The following is a 23,752-nucleotide window of genomic DNA, read 5'->3' on the forward strand; positions in this document are numbered from 1 at the left end:
GGGATCAACTCCCATGACGTCACCCGCTCTTGACGCGGCCCTCGCGGACATCGAGACGGTCTTCAACGGTTGCTCCAGCCCCGGCGAGCGAGCCTGCGGAGTCTGCCACCTGCCCGAGGAGGCCGCGTATCTGCGCACGCCCCACGTCCGCGTCCCGGCGGACGTGCTGCGCATGTACACCTTTGAGGTCTCCGACCACTTCGACGACCAGGCCGCCACGATGCGCCGCCTGCTGCCGCAGGGCGCGCGGGCATTGGCCGACGGGAAGATGGAGCCGCTCGGGCTCGGCTTCCACGGGCTCGCCGTCGTCGACTGGCGTGCCTGGCCCGCCGAGCAGTCCGCCGCCGTGGAGGCGTTCGTGCTCGCCTGGTGGCAGGACATCCTCACGACGCCGAAACCGCCGTACTGGATCGTGGAGATCTTCGAGCTGTGCGCCTCCGTCCTTCGCTCGGTCATCCCGCTGCTCGACCGCTGGCACGCGAGTCCCGTCGCCGACGCGCACCTCGCCCGGTGCGTCGACTGGTGGCTGGAGAAGCTGCTCGTCGACGACTCGCCGTTCGGCTGGTTCCTCCATGGCGAGGAGGCCGCCGTGCCCGAGCTGCGGACCTGGCTCTCCCGCCACGCCCCCGACCGGCTGCGCGGCCAGGGCGAGCCGCACCTGGCGATGTGCGCCGAACTCCTCGGTCTGTCCTATGACGAGCGCTGGGCCCACGCGTACTGGGCCAGCGCCCCGGCCACCAACTGAGCGTTGGACAGCGCCCGTTGGCCGTCCGGCAGTACCAGCATGTCCTCCAGGCCCACCCGGGTCGCGAGCCCCAGGCGTCCCGCCAGCCGCAGCACCGGCCACGCGCCGCCGTCCTCGCCGTGCAGCAGCACGGGGCGGCCGTGTGCCGTGCCCAGGTCGGACAACAGCTCGCGCGCCGAGGTCTCCGCCGTCGCCGCGTCCGGGTCCGTCACCTCGGCCAGCACCCGCAGCACCCGAGGGCCCAGCGGCGACACCGCGAACCTCGCCGCCCCGTCGGTCCCCGACCAGACGCCGGCCTCCACGCCGACCCCCAGGTCGAGCAGCGCGGCGGCGAGTTCCTCCGCGCCCGGCTCATGCCAGTTCACCGAGGCGTGGTCGGGCAGCACGGTCCAGTCGCGGACACGGGCGAGCCGCTGGGCGGGATCGGGCTCGGCCCAGGCGCCGGTGGTCACGCCGACCGGGACGGGCACCCGGGCCCGGATCGCCTCCAGCGTCACCGCGACCACGCGCGGCGACAGGCTGTCCTGACCGCACGGCGTCTTGGGGTGGACATGGATGTCCGTCGCGCCCGCCGCGACGGCCTCGGCCGCCGACCGGGCCATCGCCTCGGGCGTGAGTGGCACCGCCACCCCGTCCGCGGCCCCGCGCGGGCCGTTGAGACACACCTGCACCATTCCTCGATGGTGCCAGGCGGCACCGGCAAACAGGGGGTGCGGCATCCCCGGCGCACCCCCGGCGCGCTCACGCTCTAGGCCGACACCAGCAACCGTCCACGCCTGGCGTCCGCCAGGGCTTCGGGAGTGAGCACGGGCCGCGGCACCAGGATTCCGCACTCCGCGCAGACCGGACCGGTCGAGGGCTCATGGTCCAGTTCGTACTTCCAGACGAGCCGCTCCCCGTCGCACGCCGGGCACACCGCGCCCGGCTCGCGCTCCAGCGCGGAGATCAGCCGACGCAGCACCTCGGCCAGCGATTCATCGGGGTGGACCCGGGGGTCGTCGCACCATGCGACACCGAAACCGCCCCAGGTCAGCCGGTGCCAGTCGTCCACACTGCCCGGCCTGCGCAACCCGTCGTGCTTCTCCTTCTTGCGTCGCTCGGCGAACTCGACCTCGTAGGCCAGCCAGACCGAACGCGCCTCCTCCAACTCCTCCAGTGCGGCCACGAGCCGCGCTGGGTCGGGGGAGCGGTCCTCCGGACCGAAACCCGCCCGGGAACTCAAGTGGTCCCAGGTTGCCCTGTGCCCGTAAGGAGCGAACCGCTCAAGGCACTTGCGCAGCGAGTAGCGCCGAAGCGCCAGATCGCACCGCGGGTCTCGCACCTGTCTCGCCAGACTCCGGAAACCGGCCATCGCCCTGCACCTCCGTCACACCTGCACCTGTACTTCGGTCACTTCGGCGTTGTCGTACGGGATTCGCACGACGTTGCCGAATAGACGTATCGACAAGCGATTTGGCTCCATCCGATTTCCGATGCCCCCCATAAGCCCGTGCACCCCTGCCAAAACTTGACGCATGTTCATCTTCAATCTCGGGGATACCGGCGGTAACGTCCCGGCACACCCCCCGTCGGTTGGAGCTGCCATGCCACGGCGTAACTCGCGCACCCTCCTTGACAGACTGAGAACTCCCGGCAGACTCTCCGGGTTCCTGAAGTCGGCATCCATATGCGTCCTGGTTGCAGGTCTTTTGTCCCCGCTCGCCCAGACCACCGCCACGGCGGCGGCCTCCAACGACTACTGCGGCGGACAGTGCTCCGACATCCTGCCGCCCGGTGAGAACGGCAACGCGACCCTCGCGCAGATCCTGCTCAACCAGGCCTTCGGCTCCCAGCCCGACCACGCCGAGGACCAGCTCGGCCCCTACGCCAACCTGGCCAAGGGCTACCCGACGCTCACCAACGCCACGATCAACACGTTCTTCAACGACGCGTCCTTCGGGGTCGCATCCGATCAAGTCGCCTCCACCCTGAACCCGGCCGGCCGCACCGACGTGACGATCGTCCGTGACAAGAAGACGGGCGTACCGCACATCACCGGTACCACCAGATACGGCACCGAGTTCGGGGCGGGCTATGCGGCCGCCCAGGACCGGCTGTGGCTGATGGACGTCTTCCGGCACGTAGGCCGCGGCCAGCTGACCAACTTCGCCGGCGGCGCCGCCTCCAACCAGGGCCTGGAGCAGCAGTTCTGGCGCAACGCGCCCTACAGCGAGGCCGACCTCCAGGCGCAGATCGACAACGCCGTCGCGAACGCCGGCGCCCGCGGCCAGCAGGCCCTCGCCGACGCCAACGCCTACATCGCCGGCATCAACTCCTACATCGACGCCTCCGACAGCGGCCGCTACTTCCCCGGCGAGTACGTCCTGACCGGCCACAAGGACTCGGTCACCAACGCCGGCACCATCGACCACTTCAAGCTCACCGACCTGGTCGCGCTGGCCTCCGTCATCGGCGCCCTCTTCGGCTCCGGGGGCGGCGGCGAGGTCAACAACGCGATCTCGCTGATGGCCGCCCAGGAGCAGTACGGCGTGACGAAGGGCACCGAGGTCTGGGAGTCCTTCCGCGAGCGCAACGACCCCGAGGCCGTCCTCACCGTCCACAACGGCGAGAGCTTCCCGTACGCCACCAAGCCCGCCGACGCGCAGGGCGAGGCGCTGCCCGACGCCGGTTCGGTGACCACCGAGCCCCTGGTCTACGACCCGTCGGGCACCGGAGCCGACCAGAGCGCGAGCGCGGCCTCCGCCACGGCGACCGCGAACGCCCTCAGCTCCGCCAAGCGCGGGATGTCCAACGCCCTCGTCGTCAGCGGCAAGTACACCGCCAGCGGCCACCCGGTCGCCGTCTTCGGACCCCAGACCGGCTACTTCGCCCCCCAGCTCCTCATGCTCCAGGAGATCCAGGGCCCCGGCATCAGCGCCCGCGGCGCCTCCTTCGCGGGCCTGAGCATGTACGTCGAACTCGGCCGCGGCCAGGACTACGCGTGGTCCGCCACGACCTCCGGCCAGGACATCATCGACAGCTACGCCGTCGAGCTGTGCCAGGACGACTACCACTACCTGTACCACGGCACCTGCACGGCCATGGACAAGATCGAGCAGAAGAACTCCTGGACCCCGACCACGGCCGACGGCACCGCCGCGGGGTCGTACACGATGAGGGTCTGGCGCACGAAGTACGGACCCGTCGAATACCGCGCGACCGTCGGCGGCAAGAAGGTCGCCTACACCACCCTGCGCTCCTCCTACATGCACGAGGCCGACTCGATTATCGGCTTCCAGATGCTGAACGACCCCGACTACGTCAAGAGCCCGCAGACCTTCCAGAGCGCGGTGCAGCACATCAACTACACCTTCAACTGGTTCTACGCCGACTCCACGCACACCGCGTACTACAACAGCGGCGACAACCCGGTGCGCGCGAGCGGAGTCGACGCGGAGTTCCCGGTGTGGGCGCAGTCGGCGTACGAGTGGAAGAACTGGGACCCGGCGACCAACACCGCCGACTACACCCCGGCCTCCGCGCACCCCAACTCCATCGACCAGGACTACTACATCTCCTGGAACAACAAACAGGCGCTCGACTACTCGACGGCGTCCTGGGGAGACGGTTCCGTGCACCGCGGCAACCTGCTTGAGGACCGGGTCAAGAAGCTGGTCGCCGCGGGCGGGGTCACCCGGGCCTCGCTGGTGAAGGCCATGGCCGACGCTTCTCTCACCGACCTGCGCGCGGAGGACGTCCTGCCGGACCTGCTCAAGGTGGTCAACAGCTCGACGGTCACCGACTCCACGGCAGCGGCGGCGGTCACCAAGCTCCAGACCTGGCTGACGAACGGCGGCAAGCGCACCGAGACCTCGGCGGGTTCGAAGAAGTACGCCGACGCCGATGCGATCCGCATCCTGGACGCGTGGTGGCCCCTGCTGGCCAAGGGCATCTTCGAACCGGGCCTCGGCACCGACCTGTACACCGCCCTCCAGGCCAACCTGTCCGTCGACGAGTCCCCTTCGGCGGCACACGGTCCCACCGGCGCCCACGCGGGCAGCTCCTTCCAGTACGGCTGGTGGAGCTATGTCGACAAGGACGTCCGCGCGGTCCTCGGGGAGAACGTGCAGGGGCCGCTGGCCAATGAGTACTGCGGCGGCGGCAGCCTCAGCGCCTGCCGGGACATCCTCATCAGCACTCTGAAGACCGCGGCCGGCAAGACGGCGGCCCAGGTCTACCCGGGCGACACCCTGTGCTCGGCGGGCGACCAGTGGTGCGCCGACTCGATCGTGCAGCGCACGCTCGGCGGCATCAAGCACTACAACATCAGCTGGCAGAACCGCCCGACCTTCCAGCAGGTGGTGGAGTTCACCTCGCACCGGTGAGCCGACAACGGCGGCGGGTCAGTGCACACGGCCCGCCGCCAGCACCAGTTGGGCCAGCTCGCGGTGGACGATGTCGCTGTGCGCCCCGGCGGGCGCCCCGCCACGTCTGACCACGGCGGCCGCGTCGACGTTCACACAGCCCTTCGCGGGAAGTCTCCTCAGGGCGTCGGCGAGCTTCAGGGACGGCGTGCCGGGCACCGCCTGCACGCCGTCGTGGCCCATCGCACCCCACTTGGCGCCCAGCACCTGCCCGACGCCGAACTCCGCGACCCCCTGGGCGTCGCCCGCCATGCGGGACGCCAGCGGATACATCGTGCCGAGGGCCTGGTCATGGCTGGAGTAGCAGCACACCAGCGGCCCGTCGATCCGGTTCTGCTGCCCCTGGAGCACGCCTCCCGCCCGGGCGTCGTGCGGCAGCCGGGTCGCGAACGCGTAGTGCGAGAAGGCCCCTTGGAGCAGCGTGACGGACTTGACCGTCCGCACCCCCTCCGGCAGCCCGCGCAGCGCGAACGACACCAGCCGCCCGCCGAAGCTGTGCCCCACGAGATGCACCCGCACCCCGGGCGCCGCCTTCGCGAGCTGCCCGATCACCCGGCCGAGCCCACGCTCACCGACCGTGCCCGCCCGCCGCTTCATCGCGTAGTACGTCCCCTGCCGCAGCAGTTCGTGCGCCCCGTCCCAGGGGTTGGGGATCGCGAACCCCTCGGCGCCGCCCGGCGATTCGAGACGCGCCAGCGCCCCCGCGAACTCCTCGCACAGCGCCGCCGTCGACCCGGCGAGGATCTCCGGCTCGTCCTGCGGCACCCCCTCCGCCAGCGTGTCCGCCGCGAACAGCGCCTGCGGCCCCGGCGGCACGACCTCCACCAGCAGCCGCACCAGCCGCCCGAACTCCTCCAACTCGGCTTCCTCCCGCGGCTGTTGGTCCAGTAGCCGGGCCAACTGGTCGACGACGGTGGCCCGGCCGGGGAAGGTCTCGAGCAGCGCGTGCCGGGTGTCCTTGTCCAGCGCCGGACGCGGCGGCAGCTCGGCGGCCACCGCCCGCGGGAAGTCCGGGATCGGTTCGTCGCAGAACCGCATCGACGGCCATACGACCCCCACGTACCCGAGCTTCGCCGTGGGCGCGAGCGCGGGGAACGGCTCGAAGAAGCGGCTGTAGAGCCGGGTCGCCCCCGAACGGTCGCTGTTCCAGCCGTGCGAGAAGACGACCAGGTCCTCGACGCCCCGCCCGGCCACCTGGGCGAGCAGCCGGTCCCGCCGACCGGGGTCAGGGTCCCCGTCCGCGTCGAACGTCAGCTCCCAGTACGGCGTCACGCTCATCGCCTGATCCGCCATGACAGGCCCCCTCGTCCCCCGTAGTGGTGCGCATCGTCCTACTGCGGGGCGAAGTTGGCCATACGTCATGGCTCATCCGTAGAGCAGGTAATTCTTTCGAATCCGCCGGAACGCCGACAGTTCGTCCCGCCAGCCGGCCACGACCTCGTCGGCGCTCGCACCGGCGTCGACCATCGTGCGGACCAGGGTCGAGCCGGTGAGCCTGTCGATCCAGTTGTCCGCGCGCCAACCGAAGCCGGACCAGGTCTTCCTGGCGGTCACGAGCAGGGCGACCCCGGTGCGGACCGGGTCGTACGCGGCCTTGTCGTGGACGTGGATCTGCACCCCGCCGACGGTCTTGCCCTGGAACTTGGAGAAGGTCGGCGCGAAGTAGGCCTCCCTGAAGTGCACGCCGGGCAGGCCGAGTTCGTTCGCGGCGGCGGCCCAGCGGGCGTCGATGCCCTCCGCGCCGAGCAGTTCGAAGGGGCGGGTGGTGCCGCGTCCCTCGGAGAGGTTCGTGCCCTCGAAGAGACAGGTGCCGGAGTACACGAGTGCCGTGTCGGGGGTCGGCATGTTCGGGCTTGGCGGGACCCAGGGCAGGTCCCAGGCGTCGTAGAACTCGGAGCGCTTCCAGCCCGTCATCAGGACCGTGTCCAGGGGGACGGGCGTGGTCAGGAACTCGCCGTTGAAGAGCCTGGCCAGTTCCGCGACGGTCATGCCGTGCGCCTGGGAGATCGGCTGCCTGCCCACGAAGGTCGCGAACTCCCTGTGCAGGACCGGGCCTTGGGCCGCGCGGCCGGTGACGGGGTTCGGGCGGTCCAGGACGACGAAGCGCTTGCCGGCGAGCTGGGCCGCCTCCATGCAGTCGTACAGGGTCCAGATGTAGGTGTAGAAGCGGGCGCCGACGTCCTGGATGTCGAAGACGACCGTGTCCACGGCGGAGGCGGTGAAGATGTCGGCGAGGGGCTGCCCGCTCTTCAGGTACGTGTCGTAGACGGGGAGGCCGGTGGCGGGGTCGTCGTAGCGGCCCTCGGAGCCGCCTGCCTGTGCGGTGCCCCGGAAGCCGTGTTCCGGGCCGAAGACGGCGGTCAGCTTCACGCGGGGGTCGGTGTGCATCACGTCGACGATGTGGCGGACGTCCCGGGTCACGCCGGTGGGGTTGGTGACGATGCCGATACGCTCGCCGCTGAGCTGGGCGTATCCGGATGCGGCGAGGTTCTCGAAACCGGTTCGCCTGCGGCTGGGCCGGGCGGCGGAGGCCGGTGGGGCCGAGGTGAGTGAGGCTGCTGCCGTGGTCGCTGCGAGGAGGGCTCGTCTGGATAGGCGCATGGGGGGCACGGTATTGCTCCCGCGGGGTGCGGGGAAGCTGCGGGTGATTCGTGGCTTGTCGCGCCCACGCGGCGGAGCCGCACATCGATACAGCCCCGCGCCCCTGACGGGGCGATCCGCTCACCCTTTCCTTGAACATACCGACCGGTTAGTCTGGCTGTGCAGTCGAGCCGTAGTCGAAGGAGACCGATGGTGGAAGCCCTGCACGACGCCGGAGTGGTTGTGACCGGAGCGGGAGGTGGCATCGGGGCCGCGCTCGCGCGGCGGTTTGCTGCGGAAGGGGCTCGGGTCGTCGTCAACGACCTCGATGCCGGGCGGGCGAAGGCCGTCGCCGAGGCGATCGGGGGGATCGCCGTCGCCGGGGATGCCTCCTCGGTGGTGTCCGATGCGCTCGACGCCCTCGGCGGGACCGTCGACGTCTACTGCGCCAACGCCGGTGTCGCCTTCGGAGGCGACTCGCTCGACGAGAGCGCCTGGGCCGCCTCTTGGGACGTCAACGTCATGGCTCATGTGCGGGCCGCGCACGCGCTGCTGCCCGCGTGGCTGGAGCGGGGGAGCGGGCGGTTCGTGTCGACCGTCTCCGCGGCCGGACTGCTGACCATGATTGGGGCCGCCCCCTACGCCGTCACCAAGCACGGGGCGCTCGCCTTCGCCGAGTACCTGTCGCTGACGTACCGGCACCGGGGGATCAAGGTGCACGCGATCTGTCCGCAGGGCGTGCGCACCGACATGCTCGCCGCGACCGGGAGCGCGGGGGACCTGGTGCTCAAGCCGACCGCCGTGGAGCCGGAGGACGTGGCCGAGGCGCTGTTCCGGGGGATGGCGGAGGACCGGTTCCTGATCCTGCCGCATCCGGAGGTCGCCGAGTACTACCAGGCGCGGGCCGCCCAGCCCGACCGGTGGCTCGCCGGGATGAACCACCTCCAGCAGAAGTGGGAGGACGTGCGATGACCGACTCCCTGTACGCGGCCAAGCCGTGGGTGGCGCTGCTCAGTGAGGCTCAGCGCGGTCCGATCGCGCCCGACGACTCCCTCGTGCACGCGCTGCGGCGGGCCGTCGGTGAGGCGCCCGAGCGGCCCTTCCTGGCCTACTTCGACAGGCGGCTCAGCTACCGCGAGGTCGACGAACTCAGCGACTCCGTCGCCGGACATCTCGCCGCGCGCGGCCTTGAGCGCGGGGACCGGGTGGCGGTCCTGCTGCAGAACTCCCCGCTCTTCGTGCTCGCGCTGCTCGGCGCCTGGAAGGCGGGCGCGACCGTCGTCCCCGTCAACCCCATGTACAAGTCGGGCGAGGTCGGGCATGTGCTGCGGGACGGCGAGGTGGCCGCGCTGATCTGTTCCGACCGGGCCTGGGAGTCGTATCTGCGCGAGACGGCGGCCGACTCACCGGTGCGGATCGCCCTCACCGGGTGCGAGTTGGATTTCCAGACCCACGGCGACGCGCGCGTGCTCACCTTCGAGCGGCTGCCGCGGGCCGAGGACGCCGACGACCTGGTCGCGGTCGCGCGTGCCGGGCACAAGGCGCCCGAGGGGCGGGACCCCGCACCCGCGGACATCGCGCTGATCAGCTACACCTCCGGCACCAGCGGTACCCCCAAGGGCGCCACCAACACGCACGGCAACATCATGTACAACGCCGAGCGGCAGCGGACCGGGCTCGGACTGCCCGAGGCGCCCGTGTACTTCGCGCTCGCGCCGCTGTTCCACATCACCGGGATGGTCTGCCAGCTCGGGGCGTGTCTGAACAGCGTGGGCACGCTCGTGCTGGCGTACCGCTTCGAGGCAGGCGTGGTACTGGCCGCGTTCGCCGAGCACCGGCCGCACTACACGGTCGGCCCCTCGACCGCCTTCATGGCGCTGGCCGCCCACCCGGACGTCACCCCCGAGCACTTCTCGTCCTTCGTCAACATCTCCTCCGGCGGGGCCCCGCTGCCGCCCGCCCTGGTCGAGAAGTTCCGGGCCGGCTTCGGGCCGTACATCCGCAACGGCTACGGGCTCACCGAGTGCAGCGCGCCCTGCGCCTCCGTGCCGCCCCAGCTGGAGGCGCCCGTCGACCCGGTGTCCGGGACGCTGGCGGTGGGCGTGCCGGGGCCCGAGACGGTCGTACGGATCGTGGACGACCAGGGCGCCGAGGTGCCCTTCGGGCAGCAGGGCGAGATCGTCGTACGGGGACCGCAGGTCGTGCCCGGATACTGGCGGCGGCCCGACGCGACCGCCGAGACCTTCCCGGACGGCGAGCTGCGCACGGGTGACATCGGGTTCATGGACCCGCAGGGCTGGCTGTACGTCGTGGACCGCAAGAAGGACATGATCAACGCGTCCGGCTTCAAGGTGTGGCCGCGCGAGGTCGAGGACGTGCTGTACACGCATCCCGCGGTGCGCGAGGCGGCCGTCGTCGGGGTGCCCGACGGGTACCGCGGGGAGACCGTCAAGGCGTACATCAGCCTCCGTCCGGGTGCCGAAACCGACCCCGACGCACTCGCCGCGTACTGCAAGGAGAGACTGGCCGCTTACAAATACCCGCGGCACGTGGAGATCCTGCCCGACTTGCCCAAGACGGCAAGTGGGAAGATCCTCCGTCGGGAACTGCGTTCCCGACCGCAAGGCAGCGAATGACCTCTCGGAAGGCAGGTGGCGGCACAGTGCCCAGGACGACGGACGGAGACGGTACGCCCGTCCCACAGCGGCTGCTGGCCGCCGCCACCCGGCTCTTCGCCGAGCAGGGCTACGACCGCACCTCCGTGCAGGAGATCGTCGAGGCGGCCGGCGTCACCAAGGGTGCGCTGTACCACTACTTCGGCTCCAAGGACGACCTCCTGCACGAGGTGTACGCGCGCGTGCTGCGCGTCCAGCAGGAGCGGCTCGACGCGCTCGCGAACGCCGACGAGCCGATCGAGAAGCGGCTGCGGGCGGCGGCCGCCGACGTCGTGGTCACCACGATCGAGAACCTCGACGACGCGATGATCTTCTTCCGGTCCATGCACCACCTGAGCCCGGAGAAGAACAAGCAGGTGCGCGCCGAGCGCCGCAAGTACCACGAGCGGTTCCGGGCGCTCATCGAGGAGGGGCAGTCCACGGGCGTCTTCTCCGCGGCGACCCCGGCCGACCTGGTGGTGGACTACCACTTCGGGTCCGTCCACCACCTGTCCACCTGGTACCGCCCGGACGGACCGATGAGCCCGCAGGAGGTGGCCGACCAGCTGGCCGACCTGCTGCTGCGGGCTCTGCGGCCGTAAGGGCCCCTACAGGTACTTCTTCAGCTCGCGCCGGGCCAGCGACCGCTGGTGCACCTCGTCCGGGCCGTCCGCGATCATCAGGGTGCGGGCGCCGGCGTAGAGCTCGGCCAGCGGGAAGTCCTGGCTGACACCGCCGGCGCCGTGCAACTGGATCGCCCGGTCGATGATGTCGACGACCGCGCGGGGCGTGGCGATCTTGATGGACTGGATCTCGGTGTGGGCGCCCCGGTTGCCGACCGTGTCCATCAGCCAGGCCGTCTTCAGGACCAGCAGCCGCAGCTGCTCGACGGTCACGCGCGCGTCGGCGATCCAGTTGTGCACCACGCCCTGCTGGGCCAGCGCCTTGCCGAAGGCGTCACGGGAGACGGCCCGCCTGCACATCAGCTCGATCGCCCGCTCGGCCATGCCGATCAGCCGCATGCAGTGGTGGATACGGCCCGGGCCGAGCCGGGCCTGGGCGATGGCGAAGCCGCCGCCCTCCTCGCCGATCAGGTTGGCGGCCGGTACGCGCGCGTGGTCGAAGATCACCTCGGCGTGGCCGCCGTGGTAGTGGTCCTCGTAGCCGAAGACCCGCATCGCGCGCTTGACGGTGACGCCCGGGGTGTCGCGGGGCACCAGGATCATGGACTGCTGGCGCCGGATGTCCGCGCCGTCCGGGTCCGTCTTGCCCATCACGATGAAGATCTTGCAGTCCGGGTTCATCGCCCCGGAGATGTACCACTTGCGGCCCGTGACGACGTATTCGTCGCCCTCCCGCTCGATGTACGTCGTGATGTTGGTGGCGTCCGAGGAGGCCACCTCCGGCTCGGTCATCGCGAACGCCGAGCGGATCTCACCGGCGAGCAGCGGCTCCAGCCACTGCTTCTTCTGCTGCTCGTCGCCGAACTGGCTCAGCACCTCCATGTTGCCGGTGTCCGGCGCCGAGCAGTTCAGCGCGGTGGGCGCGAGCTGCGGGGAGCGGCCGGTGATCTCGGCCAGGGGCGCGTACTGGAGGTTGGTGAGCCCGGCGCCGTACTCGGAGTCGGGCAGGAAGAGGTTCCACAGGCCCTGCCTGCGCGCCTCCGCCTTCAGCTCCTCCACCACGGCCGGGGTGTCCCACGGCGAGGCCAGCTCGGCGCGCTGCTCCTCCGCGACCGCCTCGGCGGGGTAGACGTGCTCGTCCATGAAGGCGAGCAGCCTGGAGCGCAGTTCCTCGGTGCGTGCGTCGAACGCGAAGTCCATGCGGATCAGCCTTCCTGGATGCCGTCTTGAAGAGTGGTCAGACCGTGCTGGATGAAGACCGGGACCAGGTCGCCGATGCGGTCGAAGCCGCGGCCCACCGTCTGGCCCAGGGTGTAGCGGTAGTGGATGCCCTCCAGGATCACGGCGAGCTTGAACCACGCGAACGCCGTGTACCAGGACACCGCCGACACGTCCCGCCCGGAGCGCTCGGCGTACCGCGCGACCAGTTCGGCCGGGTCCGGGTGGCCCGCCGCCTCGGCGGTCGTGGAGACCGGGGAGTCGGGTGTGCCGAGCGGCAGGCTGTACATCACCAGCAGGCCGAGGTCGGTGAGCGGGTCGCCGAGGGTCGACATCTCCCAGTCGAGGATCGCCTTGATGCAGTCGTCGTCGCCCATGAGGACGTTGTCGAGCCGGTAGTCGCCGTGCACGACGGTCGCGGCGGGGGACTGCGGCAGGCGGCGGCCGAGCGTCGCGTGCAGCTCGTCGATGCCGGCCAGGTCGCGGTTGCGGGAGGCGTCCAGCTGCTTGCCCCAGCGGCGCAGCTGGCGGTCCAGGAAGCCCTCGGGGCGCCCGAAGTCCGCGAGGCCCACCTCGGCGGGGTCCACGGCGTGCAGCTCGACGAGGGTGTCCACGAGGGCCAGCACGGCGTCCCGGGTGCGCTGCGCGCCGAGGGGGGCGAGCTGCTCGGCGGTGCGGTACGGGGTGCCCTCGACGAACTCCATGACGTAGAACGGCGCCCCGGGCGCCGCCTCGTTCTCGGGGTCCTCGCACAGCAGGACCGGCTTGGGCACCGGTACGTCCGTGGGGTGCAGGGCGCTGATCACCCGGTGCTCGCGCTTCATGTCGTGCGCGGTGGCCAGGACATGGCCGAGCGGGGGACGTCGTACGACCCACTTCGACGTGCCGTCCGACACCGCGTACGTGAGGTTCGACCGTCCGCCCTCGATCAGCCGGCCGGTCAGGGGGCCGTGCACCAGGCCGGGCCGCTCGCGGTCGAGCAGGCCGCGCAGCCGGTCGAGATCGAGTCCTGGCGGATGGTCGGGGCTCATCGGGGCTCCTTACGCGCGCGTGAACGGTTCCGACCATCATGCCGACTGGTCGGTATGTCGTCCAGAGGGGGGAGGGGAACGTGATCCGGCCCACGATAGGCCGACAGCTCCCCGCCGGGTGCGGCGGGGAGCTGTCGGTGGTGTTCTCGGTGCCTCTGACTCAGGCCGTCTCGGGCCCTCTCAGGCCCTCTCAGGTCAGTGGTCGTCCCAGTGGCCCTCGTGGGAGGCGTGCCGGTGGCCGTCGTGCAGGTAGTCGACGTGGTCGCCGTGCAGCACGCTCTCGTGTCCGCAGTCCTGGCCGTGCTGGTGCTCGTGCCCCTCGTGCGACACATGCCCACCGGGCTCGCACTCGTCCCAGTGCCCCTCGTGCGCGCGGTGCAGATGCCCGTCGTGCGCGTAGTCGACATGGTCCTCGTGCGGCACCTCGGTGTGACCGCAGTCCGGGCCGTGCGCGTGGGTGTGGGCGGCGTGTTCGTGGTGGAGGGTGGTCATGGGGCTCACCTTCGAAGCGACGGGTGGTGACGTCGGACAGGGTGCCATGGGTGGGGGATGTTTCGGGTGATTCGGGGCGTGTGGCGCGGAGGGGCGGGTGTCGTACGGAGGAGCGGGCGTGGTGCGGGGTGAGTGTCGGGGCTCCCTTTCTCGACGGTACGGCGGGGAGGCGTGGGGCGCTCGGCGGGGAGCGGCGGGGCCGGGGCGGCCGAGACGGCCGTCTCGCCGTTCGGCGAACCCGCCCCGGTGGCCGGCCGCTCTGGAAGGGTGAGCCGTATGGACGACGGAGCCAAGCATGTGAAGGGGTGCGTGGCAGCCCTCCTCGTACTGCTGCTCGTATCCGGCTGCAAGGGCAGATACCAGCAGCAGTACGAGGAGGGCTACAAAGCCGGCCGGCACGAATCGACCGTGTGCGCGGAGTACGAGACACCGGACGGACGGGAACCGTCCCGGCAGTGGAGGGAAGGCTGCGAGGACGCCGCGGCGGGGCGCCCGGCCGATCCGCCGAAGTCTCGGTGAGCGTGCCGGGCCCGTGCTGCCCCGGCGCGCAATCCGCTGGGCTTCTGCCCCTCCGGTCACCCGGTGTCGTCGCTCAGAACACCAGCGCCGTCCTGCACGCCGCCGTCGCTCAGAACACCAGCGCCGTCCCGCACACCGCCGTCGCTCAGAACACCAGCGCCGCCCCGCACACCGCCATCGCCACCGTGCACAGCACCGCGGCCGTGGCGTGTCTCGGAGTGAGGCGTGGGGGCGGGGTGGGGGAGGTCAGGGCCTGGATGCGGTGGTGGGCGAGGTAGAGGAACCCCAGCCAGAGGGCGCAGCACAGGGCGCAGCCGACCAGGGACGCGGGGGACGGGCCGCCGTGCAGGGCCGTCTTCACGGCGAGCACGGCGGAGATGGTGCCCGAGAGGGTCGTACGGCGCCACGCGAGCCGGGTGCGTTCGGGCTGGAGACCCGGGTCGCGCTCGGAGACCGCGTCCGCGCTCACCCTTCCCACCCGGCGAGCACCACGACGACCATCGCCACGGCCACCACCGCGACCACCACACCCAGCAGCGCCGGGAACCGTGACGTCGGCAGATCCTCGCCCCGCCGCATCGCCCGCTCGCACCGCACCCAGTGGTTGACCGCCCGCAACGAGCACAGCACCCCGGCCGCGAGCAGCGCGAGCGCCAGCCCGACCCGCCAGCCCCAGCGCAGGTCCGGCAGGAACTGGTCGACCGCGAAGCCGCCGCCGATCAGGGCGAGGGCGGTGCGCAGCCAGGCCAGGAAGGTGCGTTCGTTGGCCAGCGAGAACCGGTAGTCGGGGGTGCTGCCCTCCTGCCGGACCTCCTCGGGGGCGAACCAGACGCGGACGTTCCGTGCGAAATCGATCACGCGCACGAGCCTATCGGCCCGGCTGTCGAAGGGCGTTGTCAGTGCTGGCCGTTACGGTTTCGGGCATGGATGTTCCCACGTCACTGGCCGGGTACGCGATGCCCGGGCACGGCATCGCCCCGGCCGAGCGCCTGCTCGGCCTGCCCGGGTTCTGGCCCGCCTACCTCGGCGCGGTCCGGGGCGAGCCGGTCCCTGAGCCCGAGCTCTTCGGCGCGGACGCGGCGGACATGGACGCGGCGGCGGAGGCGCTGTGGGACGCGACATCGGTGTGGCCGGCGTACCGGATCCCGCTGCCCGAGGGGCGCGTGCTGTGGATCGTGCACCGCAACTTCCCTGACGACGCCGGCACGGACTACCTCCTGACCGACCAGGCCCTCTCCCGCGAGCGGCAACTGGCTTCGATCGACGGGCACTTCAGCGGCCCGGCCTTCTCCTGGCCCGACCTGCTCACCCTGGCCGACGAGGTCCCGGCGGACGGCGAGGGAGTGCGCGACCCGGACCTGCGGCTCCTCCTGCTGCTGCCTGCCTACGGCGACGCGGACACCCCGGTGGAGGAGGCGCTGGTACGGATCTCCACGGCCCTGGTCGGTGTCGGTGTGGCCCCGGACGCGGCGCCGGGCCTGGCGGAGCGGTTCCTCGACCACCCGCTGTGGGAGAGCCCGTACTGGAGCGCGCCGGGGAGCAGCCCGCTGAGCGGAGGCGGTGGCGACAGCTCGCTCGACCGCGGCAGCGGCGGCCTCCCCCGAATAATTCCGGCCCCCCTCACCCCCTCGACCGGTACGCCCTGAGCCGCTCGTACGCCTCCAGCCCGTCCGGCACCCACTCCCACTCCCCGAGCCGCAGCTCCACCTCGTCCTCGGTCAGGAAGTCGTGCCAGGCGACCTCCTCCACCTGAGGGCTCACCGGCAGCTCGCAGCGGACCTCGTAGACCGCGGACCACCAGCTGCGACCGGCACCGTCGTCGTAGAGGAACTTGAAGAGGAACTCCGGCCGGGGGAGCCCGGTCACCCCCAGCTCCTCCTCGGCCTCCCGCAGGGCGGCGTCGTCGTAGGACTCGCCCGCGCCGACCACTCCGCCCACGAACATGTCGTAGAGCGAGGGGAAGACCAGCTTGGTGGCGGTGCGGCGGTGGACGAAGAGGCGGCCCTCGGCATCCCTGGCCAGGATGAAGGCGCATCGGTGGCGCAGTCCCGCGGCGTAGGCCTCGCCGCGAGGGGACTGTGCGACGACGTCGTCGTTCTCGTCGACGATGTCGAGGATCTCGTCAGCAGCGCTCATGTCCCCATCCAAGCAGGGGTGCGCGTTCATGCCGGAGTCGGCAGCCGTACAGGGACGACCACCGGTCCCGTCGGCCCCTCCCTCAACTCGGCTGAAGATCCCGCGCAGGTTCCCGCGGAGCCGCCCCACAGGGCATCGCCGGGTGCATCCCCAGCAGCACGATGCCCGTGACGACCGCCGCGAGCCCCAGCGCCTCCCAGGTGAGCGCCGCGGTGTCGGTGCGCAGCCGGTCGCCCAGGAAGCCCACCCCGCAGATGATCCCGGCGAGCGGCTGGGCGGCGGTGAGGGCGGGCAGGGACATCCGCAGCGGCGCGGTCTCGAAGGCGCTCTGGACCAGGACCAGCCCCGTGACACCGAGGACGAGCACGCCGTAGGGCTGCCAGCCGGTCAGTACGGAGACGAGGCCGCCCTCGGAGAAACGCTGGCCGCTGACCCGGGTGAGGGCGTCCTGGACGCCGTAGAGGAGACCGGCCGCCAGCGCGAGCAGGACCGGGGCCGCGCTGAGCCGGGAGCGCTTGGCGTAGGTGGTGAGCAGCAGGGCGAGGCCGATCATGGCGCCGATGATCAGCCAGTGCCGGAACGGATCGGTGACCGCGGTGCCGCCGCGCGGCTCGCCCGCCACGATGAACGCCGTCACACCGCCCGCGAGCAGCGCGAGCCCCGCCCAGCCCTGCCGGCCCAGCGGCTGCTTGCTCTGCTTGCGGGAGAGGGCGAGGGCGAACAGGAGGTTGGTGGCGAGCAGCGGCTCGACCAGGGAGATCTCGCCCTGGCCCAGCGCGATGGCGCCCAGCACCATGCCGGCGACCATGAGTCCGATGCCGCCGAGCCAGCGCGGCACCTTCATCAGGTCGAGGAGCAGCCGGGGCGAGAGGAAGTCGCTGAGGGGGGCCTGCCGCGCCGCGTTCTGCTGGAGCACGAAGCCGAAGCCCAGGCAGCAGGCAGCGCTCACGGCGAGAGTCAGAACCAGAACCGACACGCTGCGTACCTCGATGTCCGGCCGGGACGGCGGGGGTGGTGGTATCAGTCGCCGACTGTAGCGTCCCGGCGCCCGGCCTGCCCCTGGGAGTACCCGCATTCGGGCCGTCGACTCGGTCACCGCACGGGCGGACCGTCCCGCCATGGTGGGGTCCGGGCGGGTGAGACGCCATGGCGTACGCCACAGGCGTGGGGCCTTGACCGGCTCCCATCAGCACCAGATCGTCACAAGTCCCCCTCAGGAATGGAGAGTTGACGCGTGTAATGCGCCTTCGACTCTTGACGTGAACCATTGGCGGGGGGTTGGCTGTGCGTGATCAGCCGGTGGCGGTGCGAATCAGCGCTCGGACCTGCCCGTATCGGTGATCGGCCTGCCCGCGTCTGCGGCCCAGGTGTCACCACCGCACCAGCCACCACGAACCACGTTCCGTGAGGAAAACCCACACGGTGTCCCCACCCCCGCCCCCCTTCGGCCGCAGTCGAAAACGCGCCGCGCAGGCCTTCGACGCGGCTCTCGACGACGCCGAACTCGTCGACGCGCGGGCCGCGTTGGCGCAGGGCAGATGGCAGGCGGCGCGGGCGCTGCTCACCCGGACGGGGGACGAGTGGGACCGCCGGGGCCACCGGGTCACGGTCCTGGCCGAGGAGTCCCACAGCGACGCCTGGGCCCGGGACTGGCTGGTCGCCGAGCCGGACTCCGCCGACGCCGCCGTACTGCTCGCGCTCGCCCTGGTCCAGCGCGTCCGGCAGGGCAAGGGCAAGCCGGACGCCGCCCGCGAGGCCTGCCGGACCGCGGCCCGGCGCGTGCCCGCCGACCCGACCCCGTGGCTCGGGCTGCTCCTGCTGGAGCGCGACCTCGGCGCGGCCGACGTGGTCGCGGAGGTCTTCGGCGAGGTCAGACAGCGCCACGCCGACCACCACCACGCCCACCATCTGATGGTCGCCCGGCTGGCCGAGCGGCGGGCCGAGGCGGGCCCCGACCCGCTGCACGAGGTCTACGACTTCGCCAACTGGGCCGCCGAGCAGGCCCCCGCCGACTCCCCGCTCGCGATTCTGCCGGTCATCGCGCACACCGAGCGCTACCGGGCCCTGGCCACCGCCGGGCACGAGCCCCGCGACCCCGCCGCCTCCGGGCACTGGACCGGACGCCGGGCCCGGCAGGTGATGAAGTCCGCCTTCGACTGGTGGCTGGAGTGGGAGCAGGAGGGCCACCCCCGCCGACTGGTCGACCTCAACTTCCTCGCCCACGCGAAGGTCTACGAGGGCCGCGGCGCCGAGGCCGCCGCCCTCTTCCACCGCATCGGCGAACGCCCCACCCCGGCCCCCTGGTCCTATCCGGACCGCGAGCCGTACTCCGCCTTCCGTGCCGCCCGCGACAGCGCGCTCGGCACGGTGTGACACCCCCGAACCCCAGAAGGACGGTCCCTCATGGCCACCGACAGTTCCAGTACGAGCAGCAGACCGGACATCAGTACGTTCAAGGGGCAGGACCGGGCCCTGCGGGCCGGCCGCCTCGGCACCGGAGGCCTGCTGCTCTCCGTCCTGGCGGCGACCGCCCCGCTCATGGTGGTCGCGGGTGTCATGCCCACCACATTCGCGGTAATGGGGATCGTCGGCCAGCCCCTGCTCTTCGTGGTCCTCGGCGTGGTCCTCGTCCTGTTCAGCGTCGGCTACGCCGAGATGAGCCGGCACGTCCACAACGCGGGCGCCTTCTACGCCTACATCTCCCGCGGCCTCGGCGGCACCGCCGGAGCGAGCGCGGCCCTCGTCGCCCTCGTCGCCTACAACGCCCTCCAGGTCGGCATCTACGGCATCTTCGGCTTCGAGGTCTCCGGGCTCTTCGCCACCTACGGCGACATGTCGGTGGCCTGGTGGATACCGGCGCTGGCGGCAGCCCTGGTCGTCGGCGCGCTCGGCTGGCTGAAGATCGACGTCAACGCGCGCGTGCTCGGCGTCCTGCTGGTCATCGAGGTCGCCCTGGTCGTCATCTTCGACATCGCCGCCGTCTCCGACCCGGCCGCCGAGGGCCTGTCCCTGCACGCCTTCAACCCGGACACCCTCACCGGCGCCGGCGTCGGCACCGCCCTGTGCTTCTGCATCGCCGCCTTCACCGGCTTCGAGCAGGCGCCCGTCTACGCCGAGGAGACCAGCCGCCCGCACGTGCTCGTGCCGCGCGTGATGTTCCTGGCCGTCGGCGGTGTCGCCGTGTTCTTCGCGCTCAGCAGCTGGGCCCTCACCGTCGCCACCGGACCCTCGGCCGTGGTCGGCGAGGCCCAGAAGCAGAGCGCGGGCCTGCTCTTCGGCCTCACCGAGGACCGCCTCGGCACCACCTTCACGGACGTGCTGCACTTCCTCTTCGTGACCGGCATGTTCGCGGCCCTGCTCAGCTTCCACAACGTCGTCGCCCGCTACGCCTTCGCCATGGGCCGCGAGGGCCTGCTGCCCGCCGCCTTCGGCCGCACCAACAGCTCCAGCGGCGCACCCGCCACCGGCTCGCTCCTCCAGACCGTCGTGTCCGTCGTGGTCATCGCCGTCTTCGCGATCACCGACGACAAGCCCACCGGCGACCCGACCGTGCCGGTGCTGCAACTGTTCACCTGGTTCGGCAACATCGGCTCGCTCGGCGTGATCGTGCTGATGGCGGCCGCCTCCGCCTCCGTGATCGTCTTCTTCGTGCGGCGCGGCGCCGCGGGCGCCCAGGCCTGGCGACTGGTCACCTCCGCCCTCGCGGGCATCGCCCTGCTGGTGATCGCCGCCTACACGGTCAAGGACTTCGACGTCCTGGTCGGCGCCGGACCCGGCTCCTCGCTCAGCTGGGTGCTGCCCGGCATCATCGGGCTCGCCCTGGTGGTGGGCCTGGTCCAGGGCCTGGTCCTGCGGTCCCGCAAGCCCGAGGCACACGCCCGGATCGGGCTCGGCAACGAGGCGTTCCAGCTGGACAAGGCGGCCGAAGAGGCGTCGTAGCCCTCTGAGAGCCGGGTGAGAACTGATTACGGAAGTCTGACGAGCACCCGCGATTCCTGGCCCCGCCGGGGTCGCGGGTGTTCGAATGGATACGTGAACTCCGAACAACCCGAGGAGCAGCGTGGCAAGCCGGTCGGCCGCCGTGTCCTCCTCGGCACCCTCGGCCTGGGCGCGCTCGGCGTGGTCGCCGCGCCCACCCTGCAACGCGGCCTGGAGGCCTTCCTCGGCAGCGCCGCCGACAAGGACCCCACCGGACTGACGGGCCTGCTCCCCAACGGCGGCGGCTTCCGCTACTACTCGGTGACCTCGTCCGTGCCGCACAAGAACGCCGGGAACTACCGCCTCAAGATCGACGGCCTGGTCTCCCGCCCGCGCACCTACACCCTGGCCGACCTGCGGGCCCTGCCCCAGACCCGGCTGGTCAAGGACGTCCAGTGCGTGACGGGCTGGCGGGTCCCGGACACCCCGTTCGAAGGCGTACGACTGTCCGCGCTGCTGGACGCCGCCGGGGTGACCGCCAAGGCCGGCGCCGTCCGCTTCACCTGCTTCGACGGGGCGTACACCGAGAGCCTCACCCTCGACCAGGCCCGCCGCTCGGACGTCCTGGTCGCCCTGCGCATGCAGGACAAGGACATCGGCCACTCCCACGGCGGCCCGGTCCGCCTCTACGTCGCCCCCATGTACTTCTACAAGTCCGCGAAGTGGCTGTCGGGCATCACCGTCACCGAGGACGTGGAGCCGGGCTACTGGGAGGACCGGGGCTACGACGTCGACGCCTGGGTGGGCCGCTCGAACGGACGGGACGATGAGCCTACGAACTGACGCCCCGTCCCGCACCGACGTCCGGCGCTTCGGCCGCTCCCAGAAGTGGGTGCACCGGGCCACGGCCGCCCTGATGGGCATCTGCGTGGTGACCGCCGCCTGTCTCTACGTCCCTCAGCTCGCCGAACTCGTCGGCCGCCGCGAGCTGGTGGTCCGGATCCACGAGTGGGCCGGTCTCGCCCTGCCGCTCCCGGTCCTCGCGGGCCTCGCCTCCCGTGCCTTCCGCGCCGACCTGGGCTTCCTGAACCGCTTCGGCCCGCACGACCGGGTCTGGCTGCGGGCCGCCCTGCGCCGCGACAAGCGCCGGGCGGTCCGGCCCGCGGGCAAGTTCAACGCGGGCCAGAAGGTCTACGCCGCCTGGATCGCCGGCGCGAGCCTCGTCATGCTCGGCACGGGCCTGCTGATGTGGTTCACCCACCTCACCCCCATCCAGTGGCGCACCAGCGCGACCTTCGTCCACGACTGGCTCGCCCTCACCATCGGCATCGTCCTCGGGGGCCACATCGGCATGGCACTGGGCGACCCGGAGGCACGGCGGGGGCTGCGGACGGGGTCGGTGAGCCGGGAGTGGGCCGAGCGGGAACACCCCTTGTGGCGCCCCTGACCCGGCCGACGAGCCGCCCCTGATCGCGTTCAGGGGCACTCCGCCGCCCGGCGCTCCCGCCCGCTGACGTACTCCACCCGCACCCTGGGGTCCTGCTCGCGCAGCACGTACAGGGTGCCGTCCCAGGGCGCCCAGTACCGGGGCACGAGGTAGAGGCGGTCACCGGAGACGTGGAACAGCCGCAGCCCGGCGTAGCGGAAGTGGTAGGGGCTGCCCTTCTGGTCGATGGCCGCGACACAGCTGCCGCCGCCGCGGATCAGGAGGTCCTGCGTGCTGAACACCACCACCGCGGGAAAGCCGTCGGTCACCGTGGCGGTCGTCTCGGCGGCCCGGCTCCGGCCGATGATCCCGGCGTAGGCGTACACCGCCCAGAACAGCGCGACGACCGCCACCAGCAGCGCCGGGCCCCAGATCAGCGCGGACCGCTGCCGGACCGCCCCGGCCGGTACGGGGCGTGGCGGCTCCGGCGGTTCAGGTGGCTCAGGCGGATCGGGCGGGGCCGCTGCGACGGGCTCCGGCCGGGTGCGGGCGTACGCGCTCAGCAGCACCCCGACGAGCGCCGCCAGCGGAATGAGCAGGTCGAACAGGGGGCCGGGGGACAGGTAGTACAGCGGCACGAGCAGCGGCGCCGGCAGCCAGGCGTGCCGCAGGAACCGCAGCGCCGTCGCGGCACGGGCCGGATCGCTCTGGACCTCGCGGTGCAGTACGGCGGCCACCATCGAGGCGGCGGCCAGCGCGAGCACCGGGAAGTACAGGGCGTCCACGCTGCGCAGCAGATAGTCGGAGGTCGACAGCCGGAAGAGGGTGTCCCGCAGGCCGAGCGCCCGGGTCTCGGCGTCCGTGCTCGCCCAGCCGAAGTAGAACAGCACGGCCGTGAACAGGGAGAGCAGCGAGCCCGCGGTGCCGACCAGCTCCAGCCAGGTCCGCGGCGGGGGCGGGGGAGGCGGAGCAGGCGGCGCAGCGGGTTCCGGGTCGGGCGGGGGTGACGGCGTGCCGGTCACGGCGAGGCGGAGGCGGCGGTCGTCGGGTTCGGGTCCTGGACGGTCACGGCGTTCCGCTTGGTGGTCCGGATGCCGTAGTCGATCGAGACGTCCACGGTCTTCGGGTAGGCGTCCAGCGGAGGCACCTCGGCGGTGAAGGAGAACCCGTCGCCCGACCGGGACACGATCTCGAACTCGCCGGTCGACGGCAGCCCGTCGACGAGGACCGTCGTGGAGATCAGGTCGTCCGCGCTGAAGTAGGCGCCGCTGACCGTGATGGTGATCGGCTCACCGGCCCCGCCCGCGGTCACCTCGGTGATCCGGAAGTCGCAGACGTCCGCGCCGCTGCCGTCCCCCGAACCGCGCAGCGTCACCTCGGCCGACGGATGCTCCCGGTGGAACCGCAGGACGTCACCGAGCACGGTGCGCGCGGCGCGGCCCTTGCAGGTGTCGAGCCTGCCCTCGGTGGCCGTGAAGTACCGGGCCGCCGCGTCCCAGTCGCCGCCCTGGCCCTGGAGCGCCCGGCACGCCTCGGCGAGTCCGCGCAGCACCTGCCACCGGGGTTCGTCCGGCTGCGCCTCGATGACCGCAAGGGTGCTGGTGCACTTCCGGGGCTTCTCCCCGAGGTCGTCGTAGACCTGCTCGGGGTCGGGCGACTGTTCGAGATTGGGCGAGTGGGGGCCCGGCCGGAGCCAGGAGGGCGGGGCCACGGGGCCCTTGCCTCCGCTGCCTCCGCCGCCCGAGCCGCCGGTGACGGTTCCTCCGGAGGCGCCGGACGCACCTGAACCGCTGGAGCCGCCCGAGCCGCCCGAGCCGCCTGACCCACTGGAACCACCGGTCCCGGTCGATCCACCGCTTCCGCTCCCGCCGGTGCCCTGGTCCGACGGGCGCCATGTCGGCATGCCCCCGCCCGAGCCGCCCGAGCCGTTCGATTCGCCCGAGCCACCGGAACCCCCAGAGGCACCGCCCCTGCCCCCACCCGACACCCCGCCGGAAGCGCTGTCCG

Annotated in this window: 24 protein-coding genes; 11 read left to right on the forward strand and 13 right to left on the reverse strand. The window is 71.7% G+C overall.

Going from position 1 to position 23,752, the window contains the following annotated elements; genetic code table 11:
- Positions 1 to 13 precede the first annotated feature (13 nt).
- Positions 14 to 745, forward strand: coding sequence for a hypothetical protein (locus tag G3I78_RS24560; protein WP_164428146.1), 732 nt, complete (start codon positions 14 to 16; stop codon positions 743 to 745).
- On the opposite strand, the gene G3I78_RS24565 is transcribed toward G3I78_RS24560, so the two are convergent.
- Together G3I78_RS24565 and G3I78_RS24570 are read right to left on the reverse strand one after the other, a co-directional pair.
- Positions 691 to 1,419 (reverse strand): 3-keto-5-aminohexanoate cleavage protein, encoded by a 729-nt coding sequence (locus G3I78_RS24565; RefSeq protein ID WP_164428148.1) that lies wholly within the window; start codon positions 1,417 to 1,419, stop codon positions 691 to 693. The genes G3I78_RS24560 and G3I78_RS24565 overlap by 55 nt on opposite strands.
- Before the next feature lie 74 nt (positions 1,420 to 1,493).
- Complete coding sequence (locus tag G3I78_RS24570) at positions 1,494 to 2,096, reverse strand: hypothetical protein (protein WP_164428150.1); 603 nt, start codon at positions 2,094 to 2,096, stop codon at positions 1,494 to 1,496.
- 232 nt (positions 2,097 to 2,328) lie between these two features.
- On the opposite strand from G3I78_RS24570, the gene G3I78_RS24575 reads away from it, so the two are divergent.
- Positions 2,329 to 5,109 (forward strand): penicillin acylase family protein, encoded by a 2,781-nt coding sequence (locus G3I78_RS24575; protein WP_164428152.1) that lies wholly within the window; start codon positions 2,329 to 2,331, stop codon positions 5,107 to 5,109.
- An 18-nt stretch (positions 5,110 to 5,127) separates the two neighbouring features.
- On the opposite strand, the gene G3I78_RS24580 is transcribed toward G3I78_RS24575, so the two are convergent.
- Both G3I78_RS24580 and G3I78_RS24585 read right to left on the reverse strand, forming a co-directional pair.
- Positions 5,128 to 6,441 (reverse strand): serine-threonine protein kinase, encoded by a 1,314-nt coding sequence (locus G3I78_RS24580; protein WP_164428154.1) that lies wholly within the window; start codon positions 6,439 to 6,441, stop codon positions 5,128 to 5,130.
- Positions 6,442 to 6,513: 72 nt separating this feature from the next.
- Positions 6,514 to 7,749, reverse strand: a complete 1,236-nt coding sequence (locus G3I78_RS24585; protein WP_164428156.1) for a DUF1343 domain-containing protein — start codon at positions 7,747 to 7,749, stop codon at positions 6,514 to 6,516.
- Between the two features lie 189 nt (positions 7,750 to 7,938).
- Between G3I78_RS24585 and G3I78_RS24590 the strand changes: the two genes are divergently transcribed.
- Genes G3I78_RS24590 through G3I78_RS24600 form a run of 3 tightly spaced genes read left to right on the forward strand, consistent with a single transcriptional unit; the run spans position 7,939 to position 10,984 of the window.
- A complete protein-coding gene (locus tag G3I78_RS24590) occupies positions 7,939 to 8,700 on the forward strand; it encodes an SDR family oxidoreductase (RefSeq protein ID WP_164428158.1) in 762 nt (253 codons plus the stop codon).
- Positions 8,697 to 10,364 (forward strand): AMP-binding protein, encoded by a 1,668-nt coding sequence (locus G3I78_RS24595; protein ID WP_164428160.1) that lies wholly within the window; start codon positions 8,697 to 8,699, stop codon positions 10,362 to 10,364. The genes G3I78_RS24590 and G3I78_RS24595 overlap by 4 nt, the downstream gene beginning before the upstream one ends.
- A gap of 26 nt (positions 10,365 to 10,390) precedes the next feature.
- A complete protein-coding gene (locus tag G3I78_RS24600) occupies positions 10,391 to 10,984 on the forward strand; it encodes a TetR/AcrR family transcriptional regulator (protein WP_164428162.1) in 594 nt (197 codons plus the stop codon).
- 6 nt (positions 10,985 to 10,990) lie between these two features.
- Here the strand turns inward: G3I78_RS24600 and G3I78_RS24605 are convergent, their stop codons facing one another.
- The 3 genes from G3I78_RS24605 to G3I78_RS24615 all read right to left on the reverse strand — a co-directional run bounded on the left by G3I78_RS24605 (position 10,991) and on the right by G3I78_RS24615 (position 13,746).
- Positions 10,991 to 12,205, reverse strand: coding sequence for an acyl-CoA dehydrogenase (locus tag G3I78_RS24605; RefSeq protein WP_164428164.1), 1,215 nt, complete (start codon positions 12,203 to 12,205; stop codon positions 10,991 to 10,993).
- Positions 12,206 to 12,210: 5 nt separating this feature from the next.
- On the reverse strand, positions 12,211 to 13,254 hold the full coding sequence (locus tag G3I78_RS24610) for a phosphotransferase family protein (protein ID WP_164428166.1): 1,044 nt from the start codon (positions 13,252 to 13,254) through the stop codon (positions 12,211 to 12,213).
- 195 nt (positions 13,255 to 13,449) lie between these two features.
- The gene (locus tag G3I78_RS24615; RefSeq protein ID WP_164428168.1) at positions 13,450 to 13,746 is read right to left on the reverse strand and encodes a hypothetical protein; all 297 of its coding nucleotides are present in this window, start codon (positions 13,744 to 13,746) and stop codon (positions 13,450 to 13,452) included.
- A gap of 276 nt (positions 13,747 to 14,022) precedes the next feature.
- Between G3I78_RS24615 and G3I78_RS24620 the strand changes: the two genes are divergently transcribed.
- On the forward strand, positions 14,023 to 14,265 hold the full coding sequence (locus G3I78_RS24620; protein ID WP_164428169.1) for a hypothetical protein: 243 nt from the start codon (positions 14,023 to 14,025) through the stop codon (positions 14,263 to 14,265).
- Between the two features lie 145 nt (positions 14,266 to 14,410).
- Here G3I78_RS24620 and G3I78_RS24625 read toward each other — a convergent pair whose 3' ends face one another.
- Together G3I78_RS24625 and G3I78_RS24630 are read right to left on the reverse strand one after the other, a co-directional pair.
- A complete protein-coding gene (locus G3I78_RS24625; RefSeq protein WP_164428171.1) occupies positions 14,411 to 14,734 on the reverse strand; it encodes a DUF202 domain-containing protein in 324 nt (107 codons plus the stop codon).
- Entirely contained in the window at positions 14,731 to 15,123 is a 393-nt protein-coding gene (locus tag G3I78_RS24630) for a DUF202 domain-containing protein (RefSeq protein ID WP_164428173.1), read from the reverse strand. Before G3I78_RS24630 ends, G3I78_RS24625 begins: the two co-directional genes overlap by 4 nt.
- Positions 15,124 to 15,188: 65 nt before the next feature.
- Between G3I78_RS24630 and G3I78_RS24635 the strand changes: the two genes are divergently transcribed.
- Positions 15,189 to 15,911 carry a hypothetical protein gene (locus G3I78_RS24635; protein ID WP_164428175.1) on the forward strand — a complete coding sequence of 241 codons (723 nt, stop codon included), beginning with the start codon at positions 15,189 to 15,191 and terminating at the stop codon, positions 15,909 to 15,911.
- Here G3I78_RS24635 and G3I78_RS24640 read toward each other — a convergent pair.
- Both G3I78_RS24640 and G3I78_RS24645 read right to left on the reverse strand, forming a co-directional pair.
- The gene (locus tag G3I78_RS24640; protein WP_164428177.1) at positions 15,886 to 16,401 is read right to left on the reverse strand and encodes an NUDIX domain-containing protein; all 516 of its coding nucleotides are present in this window, start codon (positions 16,399 to 16,401) and stop codon (positions 15,886 to 15,888) included. The genes G3I78_RS24635 and G3I78_RS24640 overlap by 26 nt on opposite strands.
- 82 nt (positions 16,402 to 16,483) lie before the next feature.
- Positions 16,484 to 17,377, reverse strand: coding sequence for a DMT family transporter (locus G3I78_RS24645; RefSeq protein WP_164428179.1), 894 nt, complete (start codon positions 17,375 to 17,377; stop codon positions 16,484 to 16,486).
- A 446-nt stretch (positions 17,378 to 17,823) separates the two neighbouring features.
- On the opposite strand from G3I78_RS24645, the gene G3I78_RS24650 reads away from it, so the two are divergent.
- From G3I78_RS24650 to G3I78_RS24665, 4 genes are all read left to right on the forward strand, one after another.
- Complete coding sequence (locus G3I78_RS24650) at positions 17,824 to 18,774, forward strand: hypothetical protein (RefSeq protein WP_164428181.1); 951 nt, start codon at positions 17,824 to 17,826, stop codon at positions 18,772 to 18,774.
- Positions 18,775 to 18,804: 30 nt separating this feature from the next.
- Positions 18,805 to 20,340 (forward strand): APC family permease, encoded by a 1,536-nt coding sequence (locus G3I78_RS24655; RefSeq protein WP_164428183.1) that lies wholly within the window; start codon positions 18,805 to 18,807, stop codon positions 20,338 to 20,340.
- Between the two features lie 93 nt (positions 20,341 to 20,433).
- A complete protein-coding gene (locus tag G3I78_RS24660; RefSeq protein WP_164428185.1) occupies positions 20,434 to 21,162 on the forward strand; it encodes a molybdopterin-dependent oxidoreductase in 729 nt (242 codons plus the stop codon).
- Positions 21,146 to 21,766: a cytochrome b/b6 domain-containing protein gene (locus G3I78_RS24665; RefSeq protein ID WP_164428187.1), complete on the forward strand. Its 621-nt coding sequence runs from the start codon at positions 21,146 to 21,148 to the stop codon at positions 21,764 to 21,766. Before G3I78_RS24660 ends, G3I78_RS24665 begins: the two co-directional genes overlap by 17 nt.
- A gap of 29 nt (positions 21,767 to 21,795) precedes the next feature.
- Here the strand turns inward: G3I78_RS24665 and G3I78_RS24670 are convergent, their stop codons facing one another.
- Positions 21,796 to 22,767 carry a hypothetical protein gene (locus tag G3I78_RS24670; protein ID WP_164428189.1) on the reverse strand — a complete coding sequence of 324 codons (972 nt, stop codon included), beginning with the start codon at positions 22,765 to 22,767 and terminating at the stop codon, positions 21,796 to 21,798.
- A complete protein-coding gene (locus G3I78_RS24675; RefSeq protein ID WP_164428191.1) occupies positions 22,764 to 23,456 on the reverse strand; it encodes a hypothetical protein in 693 nt (230 codons plus the stop codon). The genes G3I78_RS24670 and G3I78_RS24675 overlap by 4 nt, the downstream gene beginning before the upstream one ends.
- Positions 23,457 to 23,752 lie beyond the last annotated feature (296 nt).

The sequence above is a fragment of the Streptomyces sp. SID13726 genome, from assembly GCF_010548375.1.
GTDB lineage: Bacteria > Actinomycetota > Actinomycetes > Streptomycetales > Streptomycetaceae > Streptomyces.

Bases quoted from the DNA above. Each gene is read 5' to 3' on its own strand.
- G3I78_RS24560 (WP_164428146.1), top strand. From the start codon at position 14: ATGACGTCACCCGCTCTTGACGCGGCCCTCGCGGACATCGAGACGGTC.
- G3I78_RS24565 (WP_164428148.1), bottom strand. From the start codon at position 1,419: ATGGTGCAGGTGTGTCTCAACGGCCCGCGCGGGGCCGCGGACGGGGTG.
- G3I78_RS24570 (WP_164428150.1), bottom strand. From the start codon at position 2,096: ATGGCCGGTTTCCGGAGTCTGGCGAGACAGGTGCGAGACCCGCGGTGC.
- G3I78_RS24575 (WP_164428152.1), top strand. From the start codon at position 2,329: ATGCCACGGCGTAACTCGCGCACCCTCCTTGACAGACTGAGAACTCCC.
- G3I78_RS24580 (WP_164428154.1), bottom strand. From the start codon at position 6,441: ATGGCGGATCAGGCGATGAGCGTGACGCCGTACTGGGAGCTGACGTTC.
- G3I78_RS24585 (WP_164428156.1), bottom strand. From the start codon at position 7,749: ATGCGCCTATCCAGACGAGCCCTCCTCGCAGCGACCACGGCAGCAGCC.
- G3I78_RS24590 (WP_164428158.1), top strand. From the start codon at position 7,939: ATGGTGGAAGCCCTGCACGACGCCGGAGTGGTTGTGACCGGAGCGGGA.
- G3I78_RS24595 (WP_164428160.1), top strand. From the start codon at position 8,697: ATGACCGACTCCCTGTACGCGGCCAAGCCGTGGGTGGCGCTGCTCAGT.
- G3I78_RS24605 (WP_164428164.1), bottom strand. From the start codon at position 12,205: ATGGACTTCGCGTTCGACGCACGCACCGAGGAACTGCGCTCCAGGCTG.
- G3I78_RS24610 (WP_164428166.1), bottom strand. From the start codon at position 13,254: ATGAGCCCCGACCATCCGCCAGGACTCGATCTCGACCGGCTGCGCGGC.
- G3I78_RS24615 (WP_164428168.1), bottom strand. From the start codon at position 13,746: ATGACCACCCTCCACCACGAACACGCCGCCCACACCCACGCGCACGGC.
- G3I78_RS24620 (WP_164428169.1), top strand. From the start codon at position 14,023: ATGGACGACGGAGCCAAGCATGTGAAGGGGTGCGTGGCAGCCCTCCTC.
- G3I78_RS24635 (WP_164428175.1), top strand. From the start codon at position 15,189: ATGGATGTTCCCACGTCACTGGCCGGGTACGCGATGCCCGGGCACGGC.
- G3I78_RS24640 (WP_164428177.1), bottom strand. From the start codon at position 16,401: ATGAGCGCTGCTGACGAGATCCTCGACATCGTCGACGAGAACGACGAC.
- G3I78_RS24655 (WP_164428183.1), top strand. From the start codon at position 18,805: ATGGCCACCGACAGTTCCAGTACGAGCAGCAGACCGGACATCAGTACG.
- G3I78_RS24665 (WP_164428187.1), top strand. From the start codon at position 21,146: ATGAGCCTACGAACTGACGCCCCGTCCCGCACCGACGTCCGGCGCTTC.